Source organism: Desulfuribacillus stibiiarsenatis (assembly GCF_001742305.1).
GTDB lineage: Bacteria > Bacillota > Bacilli > Desulfuribacillales > Desulfuribacillaceae > Desulfuribacillus_A > Desulfuribacillus_A stibiiarsenatis.
Genome location: NZ_MJAT01000003.1, coordinates 54,634 through 76,105 on the forward strand (window position 1 = coordinate 54,634; position 21,472 = coordinate 76,105).

Sequence of the window (21,472 nt, forward strand, 5' to 3'; positions counted from 1 at the left end):
TTGCAGGAGAGGAATTACACAATGGTCCGATATAGTGTGTTAGCTAGTGGAAGCACAGGAAATGCTATTTTGATTCAGACGGATACGACAAGTATTCTAGTTGATGCTGGTCTAAGTGGCAAACAGATAGAGAAAGCAATGCACGAGATTGGAGTATCAGCCGATTGTCTAGATGGGATTGTTATTACCCACGAACACCAGGACCATGTCAAAGGCGCAGGGATTTTATCTAGACGATATAAAATCCCTGTCTTTTGCAATCAAAAAACTTGGGACGGAATGGAACATATTGTAGGGGAAATTAAGACAGGCTATCAAGAAATATTCTGTACTGGAGATCGTATGGAAATCGGGAACCTAGCCCTAGAATCATTTGCAATTTCACATGATGCGAAGGATCCGGTTGGTTATTGTGTGTTTGCTGGTAATACCAAGATATCCGTAGCTACAGATATGGGGTATGTAAATGCGAAAATGAAGCAACGCATTATCGATTCCGATGCTTTGATCATTGAAGCGAACCATGATGTAGAAATGCTTCGAATTGGTCCCTATCCTTGGCATTTAAAGCAAAGGATTCTAAGCGACCACGGTCATTTATCGAACGAAACAGCCGCAGAGATACTCACAGAGGTAATCACAGCCAATACGCAATGCGTACATTTAGCGCATTTAAGCGCTGAGAATAATATGCCTGTGTTAGCGCATATGACCGTAAAAACAATACTAGAGCAAGAGCAGTTTAAAGTGGGACAAGAGTTCGACCTAGAAATTACATACCCAGATAAACCAACGAAGCTTCGTTCTGTACGTAGAAGATAGCAATCATAGATTGCTTGGCTAACTACTGGACACGTATGCGCTTTTGGTCAATTTCAACTTCATGCCCGAGATCTAATGCTTGGGCTCTTTCTATGATTTCTGAACGAGTGATAAGACCCTTTTCCGCAAGGATTTCTACCAAAGCGGTAAGAACTAAAGTGTTCTTATAGTCTACTTCCTTCAAATCTGCTATTTGTCCGAATATCTGCAATAAGCTCATACAATCCTTGGATCGATTCATACGTAAACAGCTCCTTTTATATTTCATTTGTTACAACAAAGTGAACTTTCACTAGTAACAGTATGGCAGGTTTTACCTTGTCCTATACTAAGTGATACCTATATAAATCAAGATATGCTTGTACTACCGAAATATGCGTAGAGAAAATTGAAATGATAAAAAGTTCACAGCATTGTCAAATATGATAAATTGCAGCGGGTTTTTTTTATAAGTATAATATGTTACATCAGGGAATAATTAAGAATATCCGTAATAAAGGAGTGCAGTTAGATGACTTACGATGATGAGTTTTTTGAGAGAAAGCCTAAGAACAAAGGTTTTAGTGGGTTTACTTTAATTGCAATCGCACTAATCGCTTCTTTAATTGGGGGCGGAACAGTGGCTATGTTTGTACCAACTATGATTAATAATGGGATGATTAACATAGGTGCGGTACAAAATGCTAATAATGACACTGGACTATTTCAGATTCAACAACGAGGGAATAACACAGGGGATCCACGGCAGGTTCAATTAGAAGTGACCACTGCGATAGTAGAGGCAGTCGATCGGGTGAAGCCTGCAGTAGTGGGGATTATTAATATCCAAAATGCGGGGAGAGGGTTCTTTACGAACCACCAATCGTATGAGGCAGGAAGCGGCTCTGGTGTCGTGATTAATGTGAGAGATGGAAAAGCGTTAATCGTTACTAACCATCACGTCATTGAAGGGGCTACGGATTTAGCAGTAACTCTTCCAGAGGGAGAGCAAGTGCAAGCCCGTTTAGTCGGAACGGATGAATTAACGGATTTGGCTGTTATAGAAATTGATGCCACACACGTAACAGCAGTTGCAACCTTTGGTAACTCAGACGCTCTTCGTCCGGGGGAACCAGCAATTGCGATTGGGAATCCTCTAGGCTTAGAATTTGCCCAAACAGTTACCGTTGGAGTTATCAGTGCTACCCAACGAGCGCTCCCAGTTCAGATTGGCGGTAATAAGGTATATGAAGTGAACGTCATTCAAACTGACGCTGCGATTAACTTTGGGAACAGTGGTGGGGCATTAGTGAATATACAAGGGGAATTAATTGGTATTAACAGTGCGAAGATTGCTCGTGCAGGAGTCGAAGGGATAGGATTCTCGATTCCAATCAATGATGCAGAGCCAATTATCAACGATTTAATTCGCCATGGAAGGGTTATAAGACCGTATTTAGGGATTGCACCGAGAGACCTAACGACTGTACCTGACCAAATGCGTCCGAACATTCCAGTCAAAGATGGTGTGATTTTAGCAGATACCCCAGTGGGCCCTGCAGCAGCGGCGGGATTACAGGCATATGACGTAATTGTTGAGATTGATGGAAATGCCATTGATAACAGTGTCACATTACGTCAAGTCCTGTATGGAAAACGTGTAGGCGATGTGATTAATGTTGTGTTCTATCGGGAAAGAGAACGTCTGCAGACGCAAATTACATTATCAGAGCTACCTGAGACACCATAATAGAAAAAATTCATACATCAATAGAGCAAAGCAAAATACCATAATAGCAAAGCAAAAAACATAAAGTAATACTCAATAGAGTAAATTTGAAATGTGTAAAAGAAGCTTAGGAATTTAAAATCCTAGCTTCTTTTTTGCACTTAATATCTTTACGATAGAAATAGTAGGTTTTCTGTTATTAATTAAAGTTATACATTTCTCCACGAGATATAAGAGGGTTAAATTCAATTAGCTTAAAAACATTCTTCAATTTAAGTGGTTTGACCTGTTTGTTTTGGAACAAGCGCTCAGACACCATTTGAAACTCAGCAAATGTGGTAACCTAATATACGTCCTTAGAGCCAGGGGATTTGGCGACTTAGTAATTAGTGGAAGGTTGATTCGACATCTTGTTGTGTTGGGGAGTTGCGTTTATTGAAATATTCACAAAGGAATTCCACGGTATTATACATATCTAGGCGACTAGCTCCTTTTACAAGGATGATTGCCCCTGGCTGAATCAACTGCGTTAATTCACGATGTAAAACCTTACGATATAAAGGTGTTTTATGCTTAACTTTATCCTGTGGGAATCCAGCGGCTATTGCACCAAGACTAATATGGGCAGAAATGTTGCCATAGGTATACAAGAAGTCGAGGGACTTTGTTGCCGCATAACGACCAACATCTTCGTGGTACTCATTGATTTTCTCACCAAGCTCTGGCATGCTACCAAGGATGACGATTTTTTGCCTGTTTGTTCCTAAAGTTTCTAATACATCAAGGGCGGCTTTTATTGCCGGTGGATGAGCATGGATTGTATCGTCGATGACGGTAATCCCATCTTTTAATTTGATTACATCTAAGCGATGCTTCGGACGCCTCACATTTCTAAGGCCGCGGACAATCTCTTGAGGGAGAAAGCCAAGCTTGTCAGCGACTGCAACCGCGAACAATGCATTATAGACATTATGCGTACCAAACATAGGAATTAAGAATTCATGCTCTTGTGAGTTAAGTATAACTTTGAAAGACATACCATTTTCTGTGTAAGAAACATCAAAAGCGCGGTAATCTGCTGACTCATTATCGATACCAATCGTGAACTTTGCACCCTTAAAGCTATTGGTATGCAGTAATTGTGAGTTAGTATCATCGAGATTTGTAAAGATCATTCCGTTATCCTCAACGCCGTATAGGAGCTCTGACTTTGCTGCTGCAAGCAGCTCAAGCTTTCCTTCAAAGTTACCAATATGAGCAAGACCAATGTTTGTGATAACTCCAATGTTTGGCCGTAGAATGTTACAATGCTCAGTAATTACGCCAGGATACGCCATCCCGTATTCCACAACAGCGGCTCTATGAAAGTAACTGATTTGCTTCACGTGTTGTTTGGTTTTCTCTGTGGTGTTGTTATTATGATGCGATTCAAATACAACCCAACGTTCCCTAAGCACAGCAGATATCAGCGTTTTTACAACGGTTTTCCCTGCACTACCAGTAACAGCTATCGTAGGTTTATCGAAGTCAAATATCATAGAATCACCTCCCAGTAGAATCAGAAGCTTTTGTTGTATCATTTGACGTAATCATTGCTCAGTAAATGGCATTACCTGAATTCTATGTGCTTTTGTACAATAGTGAAAACTTATACATTATATGCACGACATCTTAAAAAGGATTAAGGAGGACAAGGAAAAGCGAAGAAAAAGTCAGTGAAATAACAAAAATAAAAAAGCAGGGAATAGAAATTATCTTGTCACTGGAATTTGTGGAGTTACTCTAAATTTATCAGTAGAAGTCTTAGGTTGTACAGTCTTATCCTTGTTCGCATACTCATTTTTAAAGTAGCCAATCACTTTCGAGATGATGGCAATTGAAAGAATTGAGAATAGGCCACGCGTGATCCCTAACGCATACATACTAGACATGACAACCATAAAATCGAAGATGAAATTCGTCTTCCCTGGGTTAATGTTATAGCGCTTTTGGAGAAACAACGCGAGAATGTTAGCGCCACCTAGGGACGAACCATTTTTGAATAAAATAGATAGACCCAAGCCGATAATAATGCCACCAGCAATAGCGCCAAACCAGATTGGTAGCGTGAACGCTGGCAACCATTGTGTAACACTTGTCATAAGCGATAAGAGCGTGACGGATATGATACTAGAAATGGTAAACTTCCATCCCATACGAAGTACTGAAAAGACATAAAAAGGTATATTCACAAGAAAGAACACAAGGGAGAAAGGTACATTCAAAAGATACGAAGCACTTAAGGATAGGCCTGCCGTTCCACCAGTTCCAATCATGGAATGTTTTAATAGGATGACGCCAACACTTGCAAGAAAGCATCCTAACAATATATTCAATATTTTTTTCATTTGCTTCCCTCTATTCTATTGTTTGAATACAGATGCGATTATTAATAACATTAATGTTATGATATAAATTGATGAAATGACATAGCATTCTGCAGGAAATTAAGCATTTGTATATTCGTTTTGAACCAAATACATAAGAGTGGCGTGCATATTGAAATCGCGATATAATGTAGCAAGGCAAAACTTTATTAGTTTAAAACCTTGTCTGATGGAGGGGTAATATGGACGTCATTGACCGTAATATGTTAGCAATTCTTCAAAGAGATGCGCGTATCACGATTAGCGAGCTTTCGAAAGAGTTAGCACTGAGCCGACCGAGTGTAGCAGAGCGGCTACATCGTTTGCAAGAAAAGGGAGTCATCGAAGAGTTCACTGCTAGAGTTTCTTTGCCTGCTTTAGGGAAAGATATTCTTTTGGTTATACTAGTGAGTGGGTTGAAAGTATCGATTGAAGATTTTGAGCAATTCGTGAAGAAGGAAGAGGAAATTATCGAGTGTCATCGTGTAACAGGGGAAGTCAGCTATTATCTGAAAGCGGCAGTGTCCAATATGAACTCCATGAGACTATTGATTGACCGTTTGATTCCTTATGGTAGTATTAATACATCTACTGTACTAGCCTCACCAGTTCCGTATCGGCATCTTGTTCCGTGAAAGCACTAACCTTCGAAGATAAATAGTAAAGCCTAAAGATAGAAATAAAACATAAAGATGGGAAAAATCCTAAAGGTGGAATAAACCTAAAGATGAAAATAAAACCTGAAAGAAAACAAAAAATTCAAAAAAATACACAGGAGGTTGATATATATGGAACAATATACATTTTCGTATGATGGCAAAGAGTTAGTTTTACATGAGGGGAATTGTATCGAATTTTATAACGATGAGGAACAACCTGTTGAGGGGTTGTCGCTTCCGCAAATCCTTCAACTCCTTAAGGAGTATCCAGACGTTACCTTTGACTTAGAATATTATAATGGTGCATGTCCCAGTTGTTTGGCTGGAAAAGAGGAGAAAGCAAAGGTATTCAAATTTCTAGCATATAACTTCTCCGTGTATACACTAGAGAGACAATATGTAATAAGCTCCATTTCGAAAGATAAAGACGCAACCTTTAGCCAAATGTTAAAGCATGGCAAGGTTGATAACAGCTATAGTGTGAGTGTTGTTGTTTGCCCTAGTTGTGGGGACTATTCTATTGAAATTCTAGAATGCGAAGTGTAAAGGTTAATAGTGAATTTCTAAAGATAAGAACGTAAAAAATTTTGAGTACCACAGACGGTGATTCTGTGGTACTTTTCTTAATTTAGTCACTATTCTTAGTAGCATTAATCATAAATTCTTAAGAATTGTCATGAAGAAATATTAAGATTTACCTATTAAAATGAAATCATCCTGCAGGAGCAATATGTTATATTTGAAAGAATGTAGAAAAGAAAAATGACGCAAAAGGCGGCGAACAACCATGAGCAATCATTATGTACTTGTTGTTGATGATGATAAAGATATAAGAGACGGAATCGAAATCTATCTGAAAAACGAAGGCATTACGGTCGTAAAGGCGAAAGATGGAATAGAAGCAATAGAGATGCTAGAAGAGCATGACATTCACCTTATTCTTCTCGATATCATGATGCCTCGTTTGGATGGTATTGCGACGACCTTTAAGATTCGTGAAACTCGAAATATACCAATTATTATTCTGAGTGCAAAGAGTGAAGATACGGATAAGGTATTAGGGCTACAAGTCGGTGCCGACGACTATATCACGAAACCCTTTAATCCGATTGAACTAATTGCTAGGGTAAAGTCCCAGTTGCGACGCTATGTTACCTTAGGAACATATGAAGGTATCAAGAAAGTCATTGATTTAAATGGTCTAACGTTAGACAAAGAGACGAAGGAAGTTACTGCTCATGGCGAAGTAGTGCGCCTTACGCCGATAGAATACAAGATAGTAGAACTCTTAATGTCACATGCAGGGCGCGTCTTCTCTATTAGCGAAATTTATGAACGCGTATGGCAAGAGCCTTGCTACAATGCTGAGAATATCGTAGCAGTGCACATTCGTAAAATCCGTGAAAAGATAGAAATCGATGCGAAAAATCCAAGATTTTTAAAGGTGGTATGGGGAATTGGATATAAAATGGAAAAATAGAGGTATAGCATTAGTATATATCATACTTCTGACTATAGGCTTAAACGGTCTACTTGTAGGTTTAACTCGAAGTGATCAATTGCTCGATCGAAACTACTTCGAGTCTTATCAATTTGCACGTGAGGTCGATAGATTTGCGGAATTGTTAAACGTACTGATTCTAAATAAGCTATCGCTAGAAGAAGCGAAACAAACTATAACAGCTAGCAAAGAGGAAATTGACGAGCATCGCTACTTCTATGGTGATCTGTCGACGCAGCTTACCAATATACGTGATCAGTATGAACTTAAAATTGAAGAGGCATTAGCGAATAGCCAATCATTAGCTGACTATTACATAGCAGAGCGAGATCGCAAAATTGAAGATATTACATTAAACTTTGTCGATGACGAGCATGTTCGCATCAAAGTTCAGATGGAAAAAGAACAAAAACTAGAGGAGCACTTTCGAGAAATAGAGAACTATCGAACGGAATTATTACAATATACATCAACTTTTCAATATTACTTTCGTGACGTAAATACAGGGGAGATTTTTACAAATATAGACGGAATAGATGTCCCAATTCAAGAATATATGAGTTCAAAACATATGCATTATGTAAGAACATTCCCATCGGTTAACAGAGGATTTATCTCCAATGATCAGCCGTTTCCTTTTGAAAACCATGACGTCATTAAGCAAGCTAGAAAAGCAAATGTAAAGGTTTTCGAAGGGTATATCGGTTTACCGAAAAATGTACCATCAACCAATTCGCTAATTACAGAGTATAACAAACATGAAGCTCTGCGCACCGTATTCATACTATATGTAATCTTCTCCATTGGCGTGTTAATAGGCATATGGTATCTCAATCGTAAAATACCAATGACTCAATTCGTATCAAGCTATAAGAATTTAGAACCTTGGTATCGAAAGGTTCCGGTAGATTTACGTGTCATTATATTCGGATTCTCGGCGATGCTAACATTCGTGTTCTTAACAAGGAACTTAATCTATGAATTTCAATATAATGTGTACGCCGGTTTTATGGAATCATTAGCTCACATAGTGATTACGGCTTTCTTAATATCAATTACTGCTATCCAAGGGAGATTATTATTTGATCAATACCGAGGAATTGATGAAATCCAAGGAGATTGGAAACACAGTATAGTCATGAAGTCATTGGCGCTAATAAAGCAATTTTTTGCGAATTGGCGTCTCGGCACTCAGGTATTACTGATTATCGCTGTAATATTTGGATTTGGAGCGGGAGCAGTCATAGTTTTAATAGAGCCACCAGTCATTGTTGTATATTTGCCATTATTGCTATTGATTGGCGCACCACTGATTGTATTATTGGTAAGAAGAATTCGTTACTTCCATAAAATCGCACAACATGCAGACAAATTAGTAAAAGGTGAGATGGACTCAGACTTGCCAGTAGTGGGTAAATCAGTGTTTTCGGACTTAGCACAAAGCTTAAATACTTTAAAATCTGGTGTAAAGATTTCGCAGAAAGAGCAAGCAAAGAGCGAACGGCTCAAAACCGAACTCATTACGAATGTCAGTCATGATTTGCGTACGCCTTTAACGTCCATTATCACCTACACGGAACTGCTGAAAAAACCCGACCTTACCAACGAAGACCGCAGTTCCTATGTAGAAATTATAGATCGAAAATCGCAACGTCTGAAGATTTTAATTGGGGATTTATTTGAAGTTTCAAAGATGGCAAGCGGGAACATGGAGCTATCGAAAGACAAGGTAGACTTATACCAGTTATTACAGCAATCCCTAGCTGAAAATAATGAACGAATGCAGGAATCTACATTGCATTTCCGATGCGACAAGCCAGAAGAAGCAATATATGCATATGTCGATGGTCTGAAAATGCATCGTGTTTTCGATAATCTCATTGGTAATATTCTGAAGTATTCACTAGAAAATACACGGGTATATATCAATTTTAAAGCGACCCCTCAAAAAGCAACTATCTATTTTAAAAACGTTACGAAATTTGAGTTAGGCGAGAATACGGATGAGCTTTTTGAACGCTTTAAGCGTGGCGACGTGTCTCGTAACACGGAAGGGTCGGGGCTTGGACTAGCGATAGCGAAGTCAATTGTAGATATACATGGGGGAGATATGGACATAGAAGTAGACGGCGATCTATTTAAGGTAACAATCACAATAGATCGAATCAAGTAGTAGAACTCTGAAAAATAATAAGATGCCTAAAAAACAGCAGAAACAAAAAACTCAACCAAAATCACTTGGTTGAGTTTTTTGTTTCCAGCATTTCTTACTATCTGGCGTTAGGCTGCTCCGCTATAGATTTTGAATTGAAGTGATTTTGGGTACAGACGTTGATTTTCCATGATTCCCAAACAAAAATGTCAGCTGCGCAATATAATGAATACTATAGATAAATGTATTTTTGACAACTTATAGCAGCTTATATTACAGATAATAGAATCCAATCATAAAACAAACTTTGGGAGTTGGTGGGATAAAGAGCAAAATTTTTCGAAGTTGCGCAGAAGACTTAACAAGAATTGCAATGGAATGTAAAGCACACTCTGCGAAGTTTTGTGGTTAAAACTTACCAGGGTAACAGAAAGGAAGAATTTATCTGTGAAAATTTTCCATGGGATTATAGAGATTGCTGGACAAATGGGAAACTTATGTGGTGCATTGAAAAATCGCAATCATATTGCTGTTGGATATAACACATTTCATTCTTATCTAGGTTATAAGGACCATCTCATTAATACGGATTCCATTGACATACAAGGAATGTTTAAATACATCTCAAATTTTTATGATGTTTTTCATTATCATTATGGCGTTACTATATGGAATGACTACAGAGATATAAAGTTGATGAAATCAAAAGGTAAAAAAATGATTATGCACCATTGGGGAAATGATGTTCGCTTCCATGACCTAGCGCGAATCAATAACCCTTATGTTTATACTGGCGATTCCCCGCCAAATAATCAGATAGGGCATAATTTAGCGAATATTTCGCAATACATTTCAGAGGCAATTGTCCAAGATCATGAAGTATTGCCTTATGTAACACCGTATTATAAAAAAGTACATGTGTTACCCTTGGCTATCGATCTACGCAAATTTCAACCAACTTATCCTAATGTGACAAAAAAACGACCATTAATCTTACATGCGCCAACCAATCCAGACTTTAAGGGGACTGTCATTATAGAGGCAGCCATAGAATCTTTGAAAAGCACCTACGACTTTGAATATAAGCGAATTGAAAAAATGAATCATGAACAAGTCATTCGCCTATACGCAGAAGCTGACATTATCGTAGATCAAATTCTGTGTGGCTCATATGGTCTCTTGTGTGTTGAATCAATGGCCCTCGGCAAGCCGGTTCTCTGCTATATAAGACCTGACTTAATAGAATCATTTCCTTCTGGATTACCTGTGGTAAATGCAAACCCTGACACAATCCAAGAACAACTAAAGATGTTATTAACCAATCCTTCACTAAGAAATAGCCTTGGAAAAGCAGGCAGAACATATGTCGAGAATTATCATGCTCAGGATACAGTTGTGAGTCAGTTACTATCTATTTATATGAATTTAACCTGATGGAGTGATGTAATATGCCTTCACTAGAAAAGAAAATGTTTTTTTTACCATATAAGCTTTTTGTTAGACAAAGTCGCCTATACATTGCATTTAATCTATCCGTCATTCCGAGAGATATGGAGATAACATCGATGTACCTCCATGTGCAATTACCAAAACACCATACACCTACCACCGTATATTTAAAGCGGTTGCTAACCTACTGGGACGAAGCATCTCTGCGTAATGGTATAGTTCCATCACGCTCTCAAAAGGCTCGCCTATTACGATATACACCAGAACAAACTGAACTAATTATAAATGTAACAAACTATAGAAACCTTTGGCGCAAGAGAAAGAAAAATAATCACGGAATTTATCTGTGGGCAAAAGGAAAGAATTTCAAATATATTGAAAGTAATCCTCCATATCTTGTTTTAGAAACTATCTAACGTATTGACCGCTGCCATAATGAAAATAGCTTGTGGATTTCCTCCTCTGCATGTAGCAGCGCTGGATATCGTAGAAGAAATATAGCCTTTGCGAAAGGACTATAGAAACCAAAAGGGGTGCCTACAAGGGCATCCCTTTTGGTGTTAAGAAATTTCCAATCTTTCTTCGAGTAATTGTTTATTGTGTAATACTCTTTTATCTTCTGGTCTGTACTTCTTAGCCTGCTCATTATGTTCATAGGCTTTCTGATAGTTTTGCATATTATAATAGCAGACACATAGTTGCAAGTGTGGATACCAAGTATGATACGCAGGATACGTAAAGCTCCACCTACTCGAATCAGGCACTTGCTGCGTCGCTAAAACATACCAAAAAATAGCTGTTGGGTAGTCTCTTCTTCGTTGGAAGACATAACCAATACGAGAGCAAGCTTCTGCCTTTGGTTCTGAAAACTGAAACGATTGGAACAAAGATAGCAGCTCGTTATCGATATCTCTAAGGTATCGATAACAGTCGCCACGATAAATACAAGCAAAAATCTTGTCTTCTAACCAACCTTCTTTCATTGCTATATTTTTACTATAGCTTTCAATAGCTTTTTCGTAATGTTCATTTTCTCTTAATTCATTTCCATAATAGAAATAGTCTCTAGCCGTAAAAGTATCTCCACGCTCAATTTTTTTCTCGTATATAGATATCGTTCGCCCTACCGAATGACGAACTTTTTTATGGGTAATGGCTACGTCAGAATTGATAATTTTCCCATGTGCAGCTAAGTATTGATGGCAGTCACCGTGCCAAGTAAAATCTTTTTCCCTTTTGATCAGACGGTTGCGCCGATAAGTTAGAGTAACATTTCCATATTCGTCAACACCCGCATTATAATACATCGATACAGAAACAACAGAGGGATCTAAGGTTTCTTTTAGTTTCTTAAAGGCAACTCGATCTTTTTCTAAGATAACATCATCTGCATCTAAGTATAAAATATAATCCTTCGTAGCATATTTAAAAGACTCGTTCCTGGCAGCTGCGAAGTTATTGATCCATTCAAAATCATAAATCCGATCTGTATATTGGGAAGCTATTTCTTTGGTTCGATCCGTTGATCCTGTATCAACGATGTTTATCTCATCCACAAGATCTTTTGCGGACTCCAAACATCTGCTAAGAAGTTCTTCCTCGTTTTTAACAATCATGCATAAGCTTATAGTTACCATATTATAGCTCCTTTCTTCTAGAACATTTCACTGTTGCCTCATTAGTCGTGTTAAAAAAACAACAGAACTACGTACTTGATAATTTCCAACTGGAAACTCATTTTAATAATACGATGCATGAAGTTTATATCTTTTTTATCGTCTTCAGCATTATATCCAATAAGACAGGTCCCCCGATATCGAAGAACCCATCCATTATTCTGGGAATACTATAATATTCAAGCGCTTAGCTGAAGTTATATTAGTTGCAGCAGTGACAATTACTCTAACGCGATTTTAGTTATCTCTGTAGCAAGAGCGATGTCTACGATTGTATTGACGGTGGAAATCTTTTTGTTCCCTACTAACAGTTCAAGTTGTTTGTCTTATATTAATTAAATGCTGCCAGCCATGGTGTTAATTCGTATTGCTATCCGGCAGTTACTGGCACAGTTTGGAAGATGTAGGAATTTACCGCTCCACCTGTTAAACGTGCAGCAAAAAATCCTGAATGACTATCCTGACTGGTTATTGCTGCGTTTAGGCCAACCCATGGTGCTAAACCTCCAGTTTCAAAGCCTCCATTTACAATCAATTCATTAAATGACATAACTTCCCCCCTAACATACATTTCAGGCAATATTCATAATTGTTAATATTGTCTTACTTATATGGTATTCACAAATATATAAGGTGAAAGTTATAACGACCTAACCATGTAGCCTGTTTTAATATTACTAGAATTTATTAGTGAAATATAATAGACACACCCAATTGGTTGATAGTAACCACAATTGAGTGTGCCTATTTATCCTTTACAAATCATCATAATCTCTGTCCTACACGTTCACACTAATGTACTTATACTTGTTATGTCCACCTTTAGAATATCTTTATTATTTATCTTTGATCACTGATAGTAGCATTACTATTATTAGTAGATAATGCCGTTAGAGGATCATATGGAGCACCAGTTATCGTTCCAAACAATAATGCTATATCAACGGCATTCTCTGGAATCCCCCATGAATTTCCTGAAAAAACAAATATTGCTTCATCAACGACAAATCCTCTAGTATTATAAACTACATTATTAACGATATCTCCCTCAATATTTGGATTTAAATAAGCAGGCTGGCGAAGAGAAAAGAAAATATTATTTCTTACTAAGAGATTGGTCATATTATTGGCTTGGGTAACAAAACCACGATTCACCACCCAACCACTAGAAGGTCCTGCTTGTTCTGGTCCAAAGATAATATTATTGATAATGCTATGGTTAGTCCCACCAACTTGAATAAATTCAACGGCATACGGATCATCACTAGTAATGCTTAATCCGTCAATTGTTACTCCGCTTCCTATGACAGTGAAAACAATAACAGCTGCTTGAAGTTCAATTAAAGTATCAGGGTATCCTTTAAGAGTGATACCTTCTTTGTTTATTGTCATTGTCGTGGTAATGGGATATGTTCCACCTAGAATATGAACGGTTCCTGTTGGAGATACAGCCGTTATACCTTCTTGTATAGTTCCAAATGGATTGGCCTGTGTACCATCCCCACCAACTGACCCAGATTGAACATACACTTCAAATGGATTTGGCTCAATCGAACCCGTTGGGCCTGTTGGCCCAGTTGGCCCACCTGCTGGACCTGTCACTCCTGTCACTCCTGTTGCACCTGTTGGTCCAGTCGCACCAGTCGCACCAGTCGCCCCCGTTGTACCCGTAGCACCAGTAGATCCCGTCGGCCCTAGCGCACCTTCTACCTCCACAAGAGATACATCATCAACAATAATGTCTGCACTACCTGCTAAAGGTAATTTATTCACAAGTATAAGGGCTTGCGTAGCTCCTACTGGTGGTGCGGAAGTTAATTTATAGACTTCGAGCCAATCTACAACACTTGTAAGCCGACTTGATGGAATATTTTCAATTAACCCATATTCAATAAAATTAAAGTCCGCATCATAGTATGTTATTGATAGTGATACAGTTGCACTTACGGCAGTTCCCAGTTTGGACAATGATACGAGAAATTCGTATCGCTGTCCGGCAGTTACTGGCATAATTTGGAAGATGTAGGAATTTACCGCTCCACCTGTTAAACGTGCAGCAAAAAATCCTGAATGACTATCCTGACTGGTTATTGCTGCGTTTAGACCAACCCATGGTGCTAAAGCTCCAGTTTCAAAGCCTCCATTTACAATCAATTCATTAAATGACATAACTTCCCCCCCTAACATACATTTCAGGCAATATTCATAATTGTTAATATTGCCTTACTTATATGGTATTCACAAATATATAAGGTGAAAGTTATAATGACCTAGCCATGTAGCCTGTTTTAATATTTCTAGAATTTATTAACGACATATAATAGACACACCCAATTGATGAATAGTAACCACAATTGAGTGTGTCTATTTTTCCCTTACAAATCTGTCGTAATCTCTGTACTACACGTATCACACTTTAGAATTTTATCTGTTTTCTTAATAATCGTTTCACCACATTTGCAAATCCAGCCTTGGATTTTCCCTGGATTACCATAAATGATAGCATGATTGGGTACATCTTTCGTTACAACAGAGCCTGCACCAATAAGAGCGTGCTTGCCAATTTGGATTCCACAAACAATGGTAGCATTAGCCCCGATAGATGCACCCTCTTTCACCAGTGTTATTGCATAATCAGAGGAAGTGTTTCTTATGAATTGACTTCGGGGCGTTTTAACGTTGGTAAATACCATGCTCGGACCGCAAAAGACATTATCTTCTAAAATCACACCCTCGTAGACACTGACATTATTTTGAATCTTTACATTATTCCCAATCTTGACATTTGAAGCAACAAATACGTTTTGACCAAATTTGCACGCATTACCAATCTGAACACCAGGCATAATATGACAATTGCGCCAAATCTGTGTGCCATCACCTATCTTAGTTGGAAGTTCTATAGTAGCTGAATCATGAACGAAATATTTATTTTGCCTTTTTGTTTTATCCAATGCTTGAGTCGCTTTTTCCAATACTTTTATCACATCAATTCCTGATTGACTGCTTGTTATTGGTATCTTCCTGTGTTTCATGCAATCCAAAAAATGCATTACTTCCTGGTTTAGAATATTGACCGTTTCAAAATCTATTTCTTTTACTTCACCATTCTCGCAAGATAACTTATTGTCTACTATTTTACGATGAATTTCTAATTTATTCTCTTTTTCGTTATAAATCATCATACCTGTTGTTCCAACAATGGTTGTTTTCCGGATATCTTCTGGCCATAGCCATGATACATGAATATGTGCCTTGACCTTATTAGCAAAATCAATATGCATGTAGGCATCATCTTCTATCTCTGGTTGAATTACACACTGGCCCTTTACTGATACTTCTTCAACGGTTGAGTCCACTAGAGCTAGTATTACGGCTAAATCGTGCGGCGCAAAACTCCATATCACATTTTCTTGATCACGTACTTTTCCTAACTTGGTTCTTTGCATTTTGATATAACATAATTCGCCAATTACTTTGTTCTGGACTAACTGCAGAATTTTCTGTACAGCTGGTTTGTATAGCAATAAATGCCCCACCATAAGAATCCTATTAGATTGAATTGCCATTTCATGCATTTCGATAGATTCATGTACCGATAATGCCATCGGCTTTTCTACAAGTACGTCTTTTCCTGCTCTCAATGCATCCATTGTAACTTGATGATGGGTAGCTGCAGGGGTCGCAACTATTACTCCATCAATTTCGGGGCTTACTAGTAATTGCTTATAATCTGCTACTATTTTAATATTTGGATACTGCTTACTAAATTTCGTCCTAATCTCCTCTTGGGGATCAGCTAATGCCGTCAGTACATCTAGCTCGTTGAGTACTTTGACATAATTTTGTCCCCAATGACCAGCACCAATTACAGCTATTTTTATTGTTTTTGACAAAATAATCACCAAACCCTTTTCTTTGGATTTATCCACGATTTCGATATTTTTAAGCAGTTCAAAAATATATTTTTCTTAAACACTTCCTTGCATTATCAGAATGTATAAAAATTCATGATTCATCAGGATTAAGCCTAATGATAGACCCTGAAAGATTTCAGTTAAAAAACAAACCCCTTGGAAGGGGTTGAAAAATCAAGCATCGGTAGCTAGGATATGCACTATATAAGTGTAACTTTTTTATCGCTACCAGATAATCCTCTCGTAGCATTTCTTGTGTCGATAATCCTCTCGGCAGTTTCCACTAGCCATTGATAGTCTATCGATGAGTGGTCTGTGGCAATTAACACGATGTTTGCACTTTTCACATATTCATCTTCTAGAGGAATTGACTGGAGTTTCTTCGAAGATACTATGATTTGCGAAACATAAGGGTCGTAATAAGAAATTTCAACCCCCTCTTTTAATAGTAACTCTATTAAATTAATGATAGGAGATTCTCTAAAGTCATTTACGTCTTTTTTGTAAGTTATGCCAACAATCAGTACTTTTGATTTCGATGGAGATACCCCTAGACTGTTAAGTGTACGCAGAACTATCTGACTAACAAATTCTGGCATATGGCGATTGATTTCACCAGCTATTCCAATAAGTTTGGTGATATAGTTATATTCTCTGGCTTTCCATTCTAAATAGTGGGGGTCGACAGGAATGCAATGGCCACCTACTCCAGGACCAGGATAAAATGACATAATGCCGAAAGGTTTAGTGAAGGCAGCATCAAGGACGTCCCACACGCTAATACCCATTTTGTCACACAACAAGGCAAATTCATTAGCTAATGCGATATTTACAGACCTGAATGTGTTTTCATATATTTTTGCAAACTCTGCGACTTTAACACTCGAGACAGGTACTATATGATTAATTAACTGACTATAAAAAGCAACTCCTACTTCAAGAGAATCATTGGCTATACCGCCAACAATTTTGTTAGTATTTTCTGTCGTATAGATTTTATTACCAGGGTCAATCCTCTCTGGTGAATGACATAGAAAGAAATCATTTTCCACCTTTAATCCTGAGCTCTCTAAAATAGGCAACACTACTTCATCTGTCATTCCTGGATATATCGTAGACTCGATACAAATTAATTGCCCTTTTCTTAATTCCTTTGCAATTGCTTTTGTAGCGCCTATAACGTGTTGAAGATCTGGAACAAGATTTTTTGTTAATGAGGTGGGAACACAAATGATAATAACATCCATTGTGCCAATTTTAGAAAAATTCTCAACGGCTGCGAGCTTTCCCTGTTTGACTAAATGATTCAGCTCGATTTCATTCACATCAGAAATATAATTAATGCCGTTATTTAGTTTTTCGACCCGTTCCTTGTTCGTGTCTACACCAGTAACATGAAACCCCACTTTAGCCAACTCTATAGCCAAAGGCAAACCAACATACCCTACTCCAACTACAGAAATGAGGGCCTTTCGGTTTTCAATCTTTTCTTTCAATTCATGTTTCACTATAGATTCACCTCCTTAATGCTGCTGTTTGAATTGCGTTGAAAAACGAACTATTTGGAAAAGAAATCTATAATGGATTGAACTACATAACCAACCTCTTTATCTGTCAACTCAGGAAACATTGGTAAAGACAACACTTCATTGCAGGCTGCTTCAGCTATAGGGAAATCCCCATCGCCATATCCAAGTGGAGCAAATACCTCTTGTAAATGCATAGGAATTGGGTAATATACCGTTGTTTCAACACCATTTTGTTTTAGATGCTCCTTAAGTTGATCACGTTGTTTTGTTTGAATAGTGTATTGGTGGTACACATGATAGGCGTAAGTTGGTTCATGGGGTAACTTTATATTAACTCCGTCTACAATAATGCTTTGTTTTTGGAATAAATCATGATACTTTTTTGCGATTTGTCTACGTCGGTTCGTCCATTGTTCAAAATATTTGTACTTAGTTCTCAGAATGGCTGCTTGTAACTCATCTAATCTACTATTGCATCCTAGAATTTCATGACAATACTTCTTTTTTGCACCATGTACCCTTAGTAACTTTATCCTTTCTGCAATGTCAGGATTATTAGTGAGTACCATGCCTGCATCACCGAAAGCACCTAGATTTTTTGTTGGAAAAAAACTTATACAGCAAGTATCCCCGAAGGAACCGACCTTCTGCCCTTTAAATTCGGCTCCCAGCGCCTGGGCAGCATCTTCAATAACCTTTAGCTGATATCTCTTGGCTATTTCCATAATTGCATCCATCTCTACAGGACAACCATATAAATGGACTGGTAGTATAGCTTTCGTTCTTGTAGTAATTTTCTCTTCTATTAAATTCGCGTCGATATTCCAAGTTTTGGCATCTATGTCCACAAATACTGGTTTAGCTCCAGTGCGGGTAATCGCCCCAGCAGTAGCAAAAAATGTGAATGGCGTCGTTATAACCTCATCTCCATTACCTACACCACAGGCTAACAACGATAAGTACAGTGCATCACTTCCATTAGCAACTCCGATACCCTGTTTCACATTACAGAAATAAGATATTTGCTCTTCTAAGATGCGCACATTATCACCCAATACAAAATTGCCTGATTCAACTACCTGAGAAAAGCACTTCTTTATTTCTTTCTTCAGAGTCTTGTTTTGACGATGCAAACTGAAACTTGGGACGTGTTTCTTTTTATCTTGTTTTGCCAAAGGCCCTCCCCCTCTTTTATTGAATTCTATTTATTATATGGATTGAACCTCAAAGCCGAAACCTTGTCATTCGCTCATTTTCCTAACGTGGAGCATTTGTCTAGTACAAATATTCACCGTGAACATATTGTATTTATATATTCACAGTATAAGTTATCAGAGTTATAACATACCAAATAATGGGGGTTAGTTGCATATGACTGAAATTAAACATGTTCAATTACGCCTTGGAACAAATGAGTATGCAATTATAGAGTTCGCAGATTCTACCATTGACAAATTCTCTGAAGGCAAACATATCATACATGTTGGTCAAAAAAAGTTATTAGTACTTGTTAAGAAATCAACAACGAAAACGAATAGCAACATACTATACTTGAATCAATTGACATTTCATAAATTACAACTTCCAGAAAATATCGTGTTGACGTTACGGTATGAGAAAGGTGTTATTCTACTTGGTCCCATTTTAGGCATATTCACCACTAGCGACGACATAGAAGAACTTTTACGCGGTAAAGCGGACAACGCATTTATGGATTTAGAGTTTCGTAAAAGAGGACAAGGCCTATATTATTTTTTCACTACTAAAGATATTTGTTGGAGCACCCAATCCGTGAACGCTTATTTTTGGGATAAAGAAAGACGTTGGAAACGTCAACAATTCCCGTTGCCTGATATAATCTATGACAGTTCATTTGGCAAGGATGCAGCTATAGAGTCTTACGGTCTACGGGCAAAAATTATAGAGAACAAATTAGATATACGTGTATTAAATGATCCCATCGTTCTTTGCATAGAAGAAGTCTTTCAGCATCTTAATAGTGAAGCAATTATAAGAGAACATCTGCAGCCTAGTGTCCCATTAGCTACTTTCTTAGATAATCCTTTCATACTGCAAGCGCTATTACAGAAAACTCCTGATTTGAAATGGAATTCATTTGAAACGATAATAAAAATATCTTCTGAAAAGAGTACTTCAGCTTGCGCTATTAACGATGATAGATATCTGAATTCAAAAGATGTGATAGACTATTGTTTTCCTTATCAATCATCTTCAATTCTAGAAGCTTGCAAAGCATTATCACAACAGGTTGCTAAGATAATCGAGATTCATTTTGGTACAATTCTTGAATTAGAACTTGATTTCGGAATTGACGCAACAGGGAAAGTTTGGCTGCTCCGGGTAAATAGCAATCCATCAAAGCAATCTTTCTTACTGAGAAATAATCCTTCTGTCATGAACCGAGTCATTCAGTTGCCAATATTAACTTGCTTTTCATTCGCTGGATTCATCCCAACCATTACTGTGCCTACTAAGGCATATCCTACGTTTGGATTGGCAGTATCAAAAAAAGTATGGAATCGAATTGACAAAAATGCATTACTCAAAGACAAAGCCCTTCTGGCTCAATCTAAAGGTCTTTCTTTCTATTGTTTTAAGCTTTCAAACGTAAATTGGGATCATAATCTCGTAGAAGCATATGATTATAACCCCCTCCTTTCAGGCTGGATAAAAAAACAAATACCAGTCCCAGATGTTATTCAATATAGGGGAGGTACTCCTACGCTTGAGGATTTCAATAATCCTACTTGCCAAGGAAAAGTATTCAATATTCAATGGATAAACGCTACTAAAGTTTTTGGAAAGTGGGAAACATATAAGGCATTGCGTTTCTTCGAGAAAACAACGGCATACCTACCTGAAACAACACTGTTAACCCTCTCAAATCTACAACAATATTTGCAAAAGCACGCATTCTGCTATATTAAAAGTAATTCTGGCAAATGCGGTTACAACGTGTTTCGTATTGAAAGAGGCATTAATGGTTATCTTTGTAAAGCAGGCGGGAGCATGATTCAAATTAAGAATTTCACTGACCTAAAGGGGCTATTTGAATTTCTCATAAGAACAATTGGGAAGGATGGAATTTTACAACAGGGGATTAATCTTGCGCAAATGAACAACTGCCCTTTTGATATGCGGGTTTTAGTACAGAAAAACGGGCATTGTGAGTGGATAGTCTCAGCTCTAAACTATAGAATTGGAGCTCCTAATGCTGTAGTAACAAATTTTGCCGCAGGGGCTACAGACATTCTAAAAATACCAGGAGAAAAGCTATTGCAGTGCTGTCTAACGTGGGAAGCATTAACAGAAATTTCTCTAGATACAGTTTACGCCCTTGAGAGCTATTTCGGTAGAATTGGTGAAGTAGGTCTAGATATCGGATTAGACATACATGGGAAGCTCTGGATCATTGAAGCGAACAGTCGTCCTAGCAGTATCGCCTATAGAAACGCTACTTCAGAAACTCGTCAAAACATATTCGGCATGCCTTTTGATTATGCTATCGCTTCCGTGCAACATATGTAAACATAAACAAAAGTACAGGAACTTGACTACTGATTCTCATACCAATATATTCGTTATTTGTACAAAAGTTTATATTTAAAACATCCCTTGAAACTAAGTTCAAGG

18 protein-coding genes are annotated in these 21,472 nt (G+C 37.8%); 9 read left to right on the forward strand and 9 right to left on the reverse strand.

Annotation, left to right across the window (positions count from 1 at the left end; genetic code table 11):
• Nucleotides 1-21: 21 nt before the first annotated feature.
• The gene (locus tag BHU72_RS02795) at nucleotides 22-822 is read left to right on the forward strand and encodes an MBL fold metallo-hydrolase (protein WP_069701115.1); all 801 of its coding nucleotides are present in this window, start codon (nucleotides 22-24) and stop codon (nucleotides 820-822) included.
• 22 nt (nucleotides 823-844) lie between these two features.
• On the opposite strand, the gene BHU72_RS02800 is transcribed toward BHU72_RS02795, so the two are convergent.
• A complete protein-coding gene (locus BHU72_RS02800; protein WP_176720385.1) occupies nucleotides 845-1,063 on the reverse strand; it encodes a hypothetical protein in 219 nt (72 codons plus the stop codon).
• Between the two features lie 270 nt (nucleotides 1,064-1,333).
• Here BHU72_RS02800 and BHU72_RS02805 point away from each other — a divergent pair, with 270 nt between their 5' ends.
• Nucleotides 1,334-2,551, forward strand: a complete 1,218-nt coding sequence (locus BHU72_RS02805; protein WP_069701116.1) for a S1C family serine protease — start codon at nucleotides 1,334-1,336, stop codon at nucleotides 2,549-2,551.
• 365 nt (nucleotides 2,552-2,916) lie between these two features.
• On the opposite strand, the gene BHU72_RS02810 is transcribed toward BHU72_RS02805, so the two are convergent.
• A complete protein-coding gene (locus BHU72_RS02810; protein ID WP_069701117.1) occupies nucleotides 2,917-4,068 on the reverse strand; it encodes a UDP-N-acetylmuramoyl-tripeptide--D-alanyl-D-alanine ligase in 1,152 nt (383 codons plus the stop codon).
• Between the two features lie 213 nt (nucleotides 4,069-4,281).
• On the reverse strand, nucleotides 4,282-4,917 hold the full coding sequence (locus tag BHU72_RS02815; RefSeq protein ID WP_069701118.1) for a YitT family protein: 636 nt from the start codon (nucleotides 4,915-4,917) through the stop codon (nucleotides 4,282-4,284).
• A gap of 221 nt (nucleotides 4,918-5,138) precedes the next feature.
• On the opposite strand from BHU72_RS02815, the gene BHU72_RS02820 reads away from it, so the two are divergent.
• The 6 genes from BHU72_RS02820 to BHU72_RS02845 all read left to right on the forward strand — a co-directional run bounded on the left by BHU72_RS02820 (nucleotide 5,139) and on the right by BHU72_RS02845 (nucleotide 11,112).
• On the forward strand, nucleotides 5,139-5,570 hold the full coding sequence (locus tag BHU72_RS02820) for an Lrp/AsnC family transcriptional regulator (protein ID WP_069701119.1): 432 nt from the start codon (nucleotides 5,139-5,141) through the stop codon (nucleotides 5,568-5,570).
• 153 nt (nucleotides 5,571-5,723) lie between these two features.
• A complete protein-coding gene (locus BHU72_RS02825; protein ID WP_069701120.1) occupies nucleotides 5,724-6,140 on the forward strand; it encodes a DUF3785 family protein in 417 nt (138 codons plus the stop codon).
• Between the two features lie 241 nt (nucleotides 6,141-6,381).
• A complete protein-coding gene (locus BHU72_RS02830) occupies nucleotides 6,382-7,074 on the forward strand; it encodes a response regulator transcription factor (protein ID WP_069701121.1) in 693 nt (230 codons plus the stop codon).
• The gene (locus BHU72_RS02835) at nucleotides 7,052-9,268 is read left to right on the forward strand and encodes a sensor histidine kinase (RefSeq protein WP_069701122.1); all 2,217 of its coding nucleotides are present in this window, start codon (nucleotides 7,052-7,054) and stop codon (nucleotides 9,266-9,268) included. Before BHU72_RS02830 ends, BHU72_RS02835 begins: the two co-directional genes overlap by 23 nt.
• Before the next feature lie 426 nt (nucleotides 9,269-9,694).
• A complete protein-coding gene (locus tag BHU72_RS02840) occupies nucleotides 9,695-10,681 on the forward strand; it encodes a glycosyltransferase family 4 protein (protein WP_069701123.1) in 987 nt (328 codons plus the stop codon).
• Nucleotides 10,682-10,695: 14 nt separating this feature from the next.
• Nucleotides 10,696-11,112: a hypothetical protein gene (locus tag BHU72_RS02845; RefSeq protein WP_069701124.1), complete on the forward strand. Its 417-nt coding sequence runs from the start codon at nucleotides 10,696-10,698 to the stop codon at nucleotides 11,110-11,112.
• 144 nt (nucleotides 11,113-11,256) lie between these two features.
• Here the strand turns inward: BHU72_RS02845 and BHU72_RS02850 are convergent, their stop codons facing one another.
• The 6 genes from BHU72_RS02850 to BHU72_RS02875 form a co-directional block, all read right to left on the reverse strand.
• A complete protein-coding gene (locus tag BHU72_RS02850) occupies nucleotides 11,257-12,333 on the reverse strand; it encodes a glycosyltransferase (protein WP_069701125.1) in 1,077 nt (358 codons plus the stop codon).
• A gap of 409 nt (nucleotides 12,334-12,742) precedes the next feature.
• Entirely contained in the window at nucleotides 12,743-12,907 is a 165-nt protein-coding gene (locus BHU72_RS02855; protein WP_245671841.1) for an NTTRR-F1 domain, read from the reverse strand.
• A 305-nt stretch (nucleotides 12,908-13,212) separates the two neighbouring features.
• Complete coding sequence (locus tag BHU72_RS15575) at nucleotides 13,213-14,541, reverse strand: NTTRR-F1 domain (protein WP_141709233.1); 1,329 nt, start codon at nucleotides 14,539-14,541, stop codon at nucleotides 13,213-13,215.
• 206 nt (nucleotides 14,542-14,747) lie between these two features.
• A complete protein-coding gene (locus BHU72_RS02865) occupies nucleotides 14,748-16,277 on the reverse strand; it encodes a Gfo/Idh/MocA family oxidoreductase (protein WP_176720386.1) in 1,530 nt (509 codons plus the stop codon).
• A 212-nt stretch (nucleotides 16,278-16,489) separates the two neighbouring features.
• Nucleotides 16,490-17,797, reverse strand: a complete 1,308-nt coding sequence (locus BHU72_RS02870) for a nucleotide sugar dehydrogenase (protein ID WP_069701128.1) — start codon at nucleotides 17,795-17,797, stop codon at nucleotides 16,490-16,492.
• A 50-nt stretch (nucleotides 17,798-17,847) separates the two neighbouring features.
• Complete coding sequence (locus tag BHU72_RS02875; RefSeq protein WP_083248221.1) at nucleotides 17,848-18,993, reverse strand: DegT/DnrJ/EryC1/StrS family aminotransferase; 1,146 nt, start codon at nucleotides 18,991-18,993, stop codon at nucleotides 17,848-17,850.
• Between the two features lie 196 nt (nucleotides 18,994-19,189).
• Here BHU72_RS02875 and BHU72_RS02880 point away from each other — a divergent pair, with 196 nt between their 5' ends.
• Nucleotides 19,190-21,367 (forward strand): YheC/YheD family protein, encoded by a 2,178-nt coding sequence (locus tag BHU72_RS02880; protein WP_069701129.1) that lies wholly within the window; start codon nucleotides 19,190-19,192, stop codon nucleotides 21,365-21,367.
• Nucleotides 21,368-21,472 lie beyond the last annotated feature (105 nt).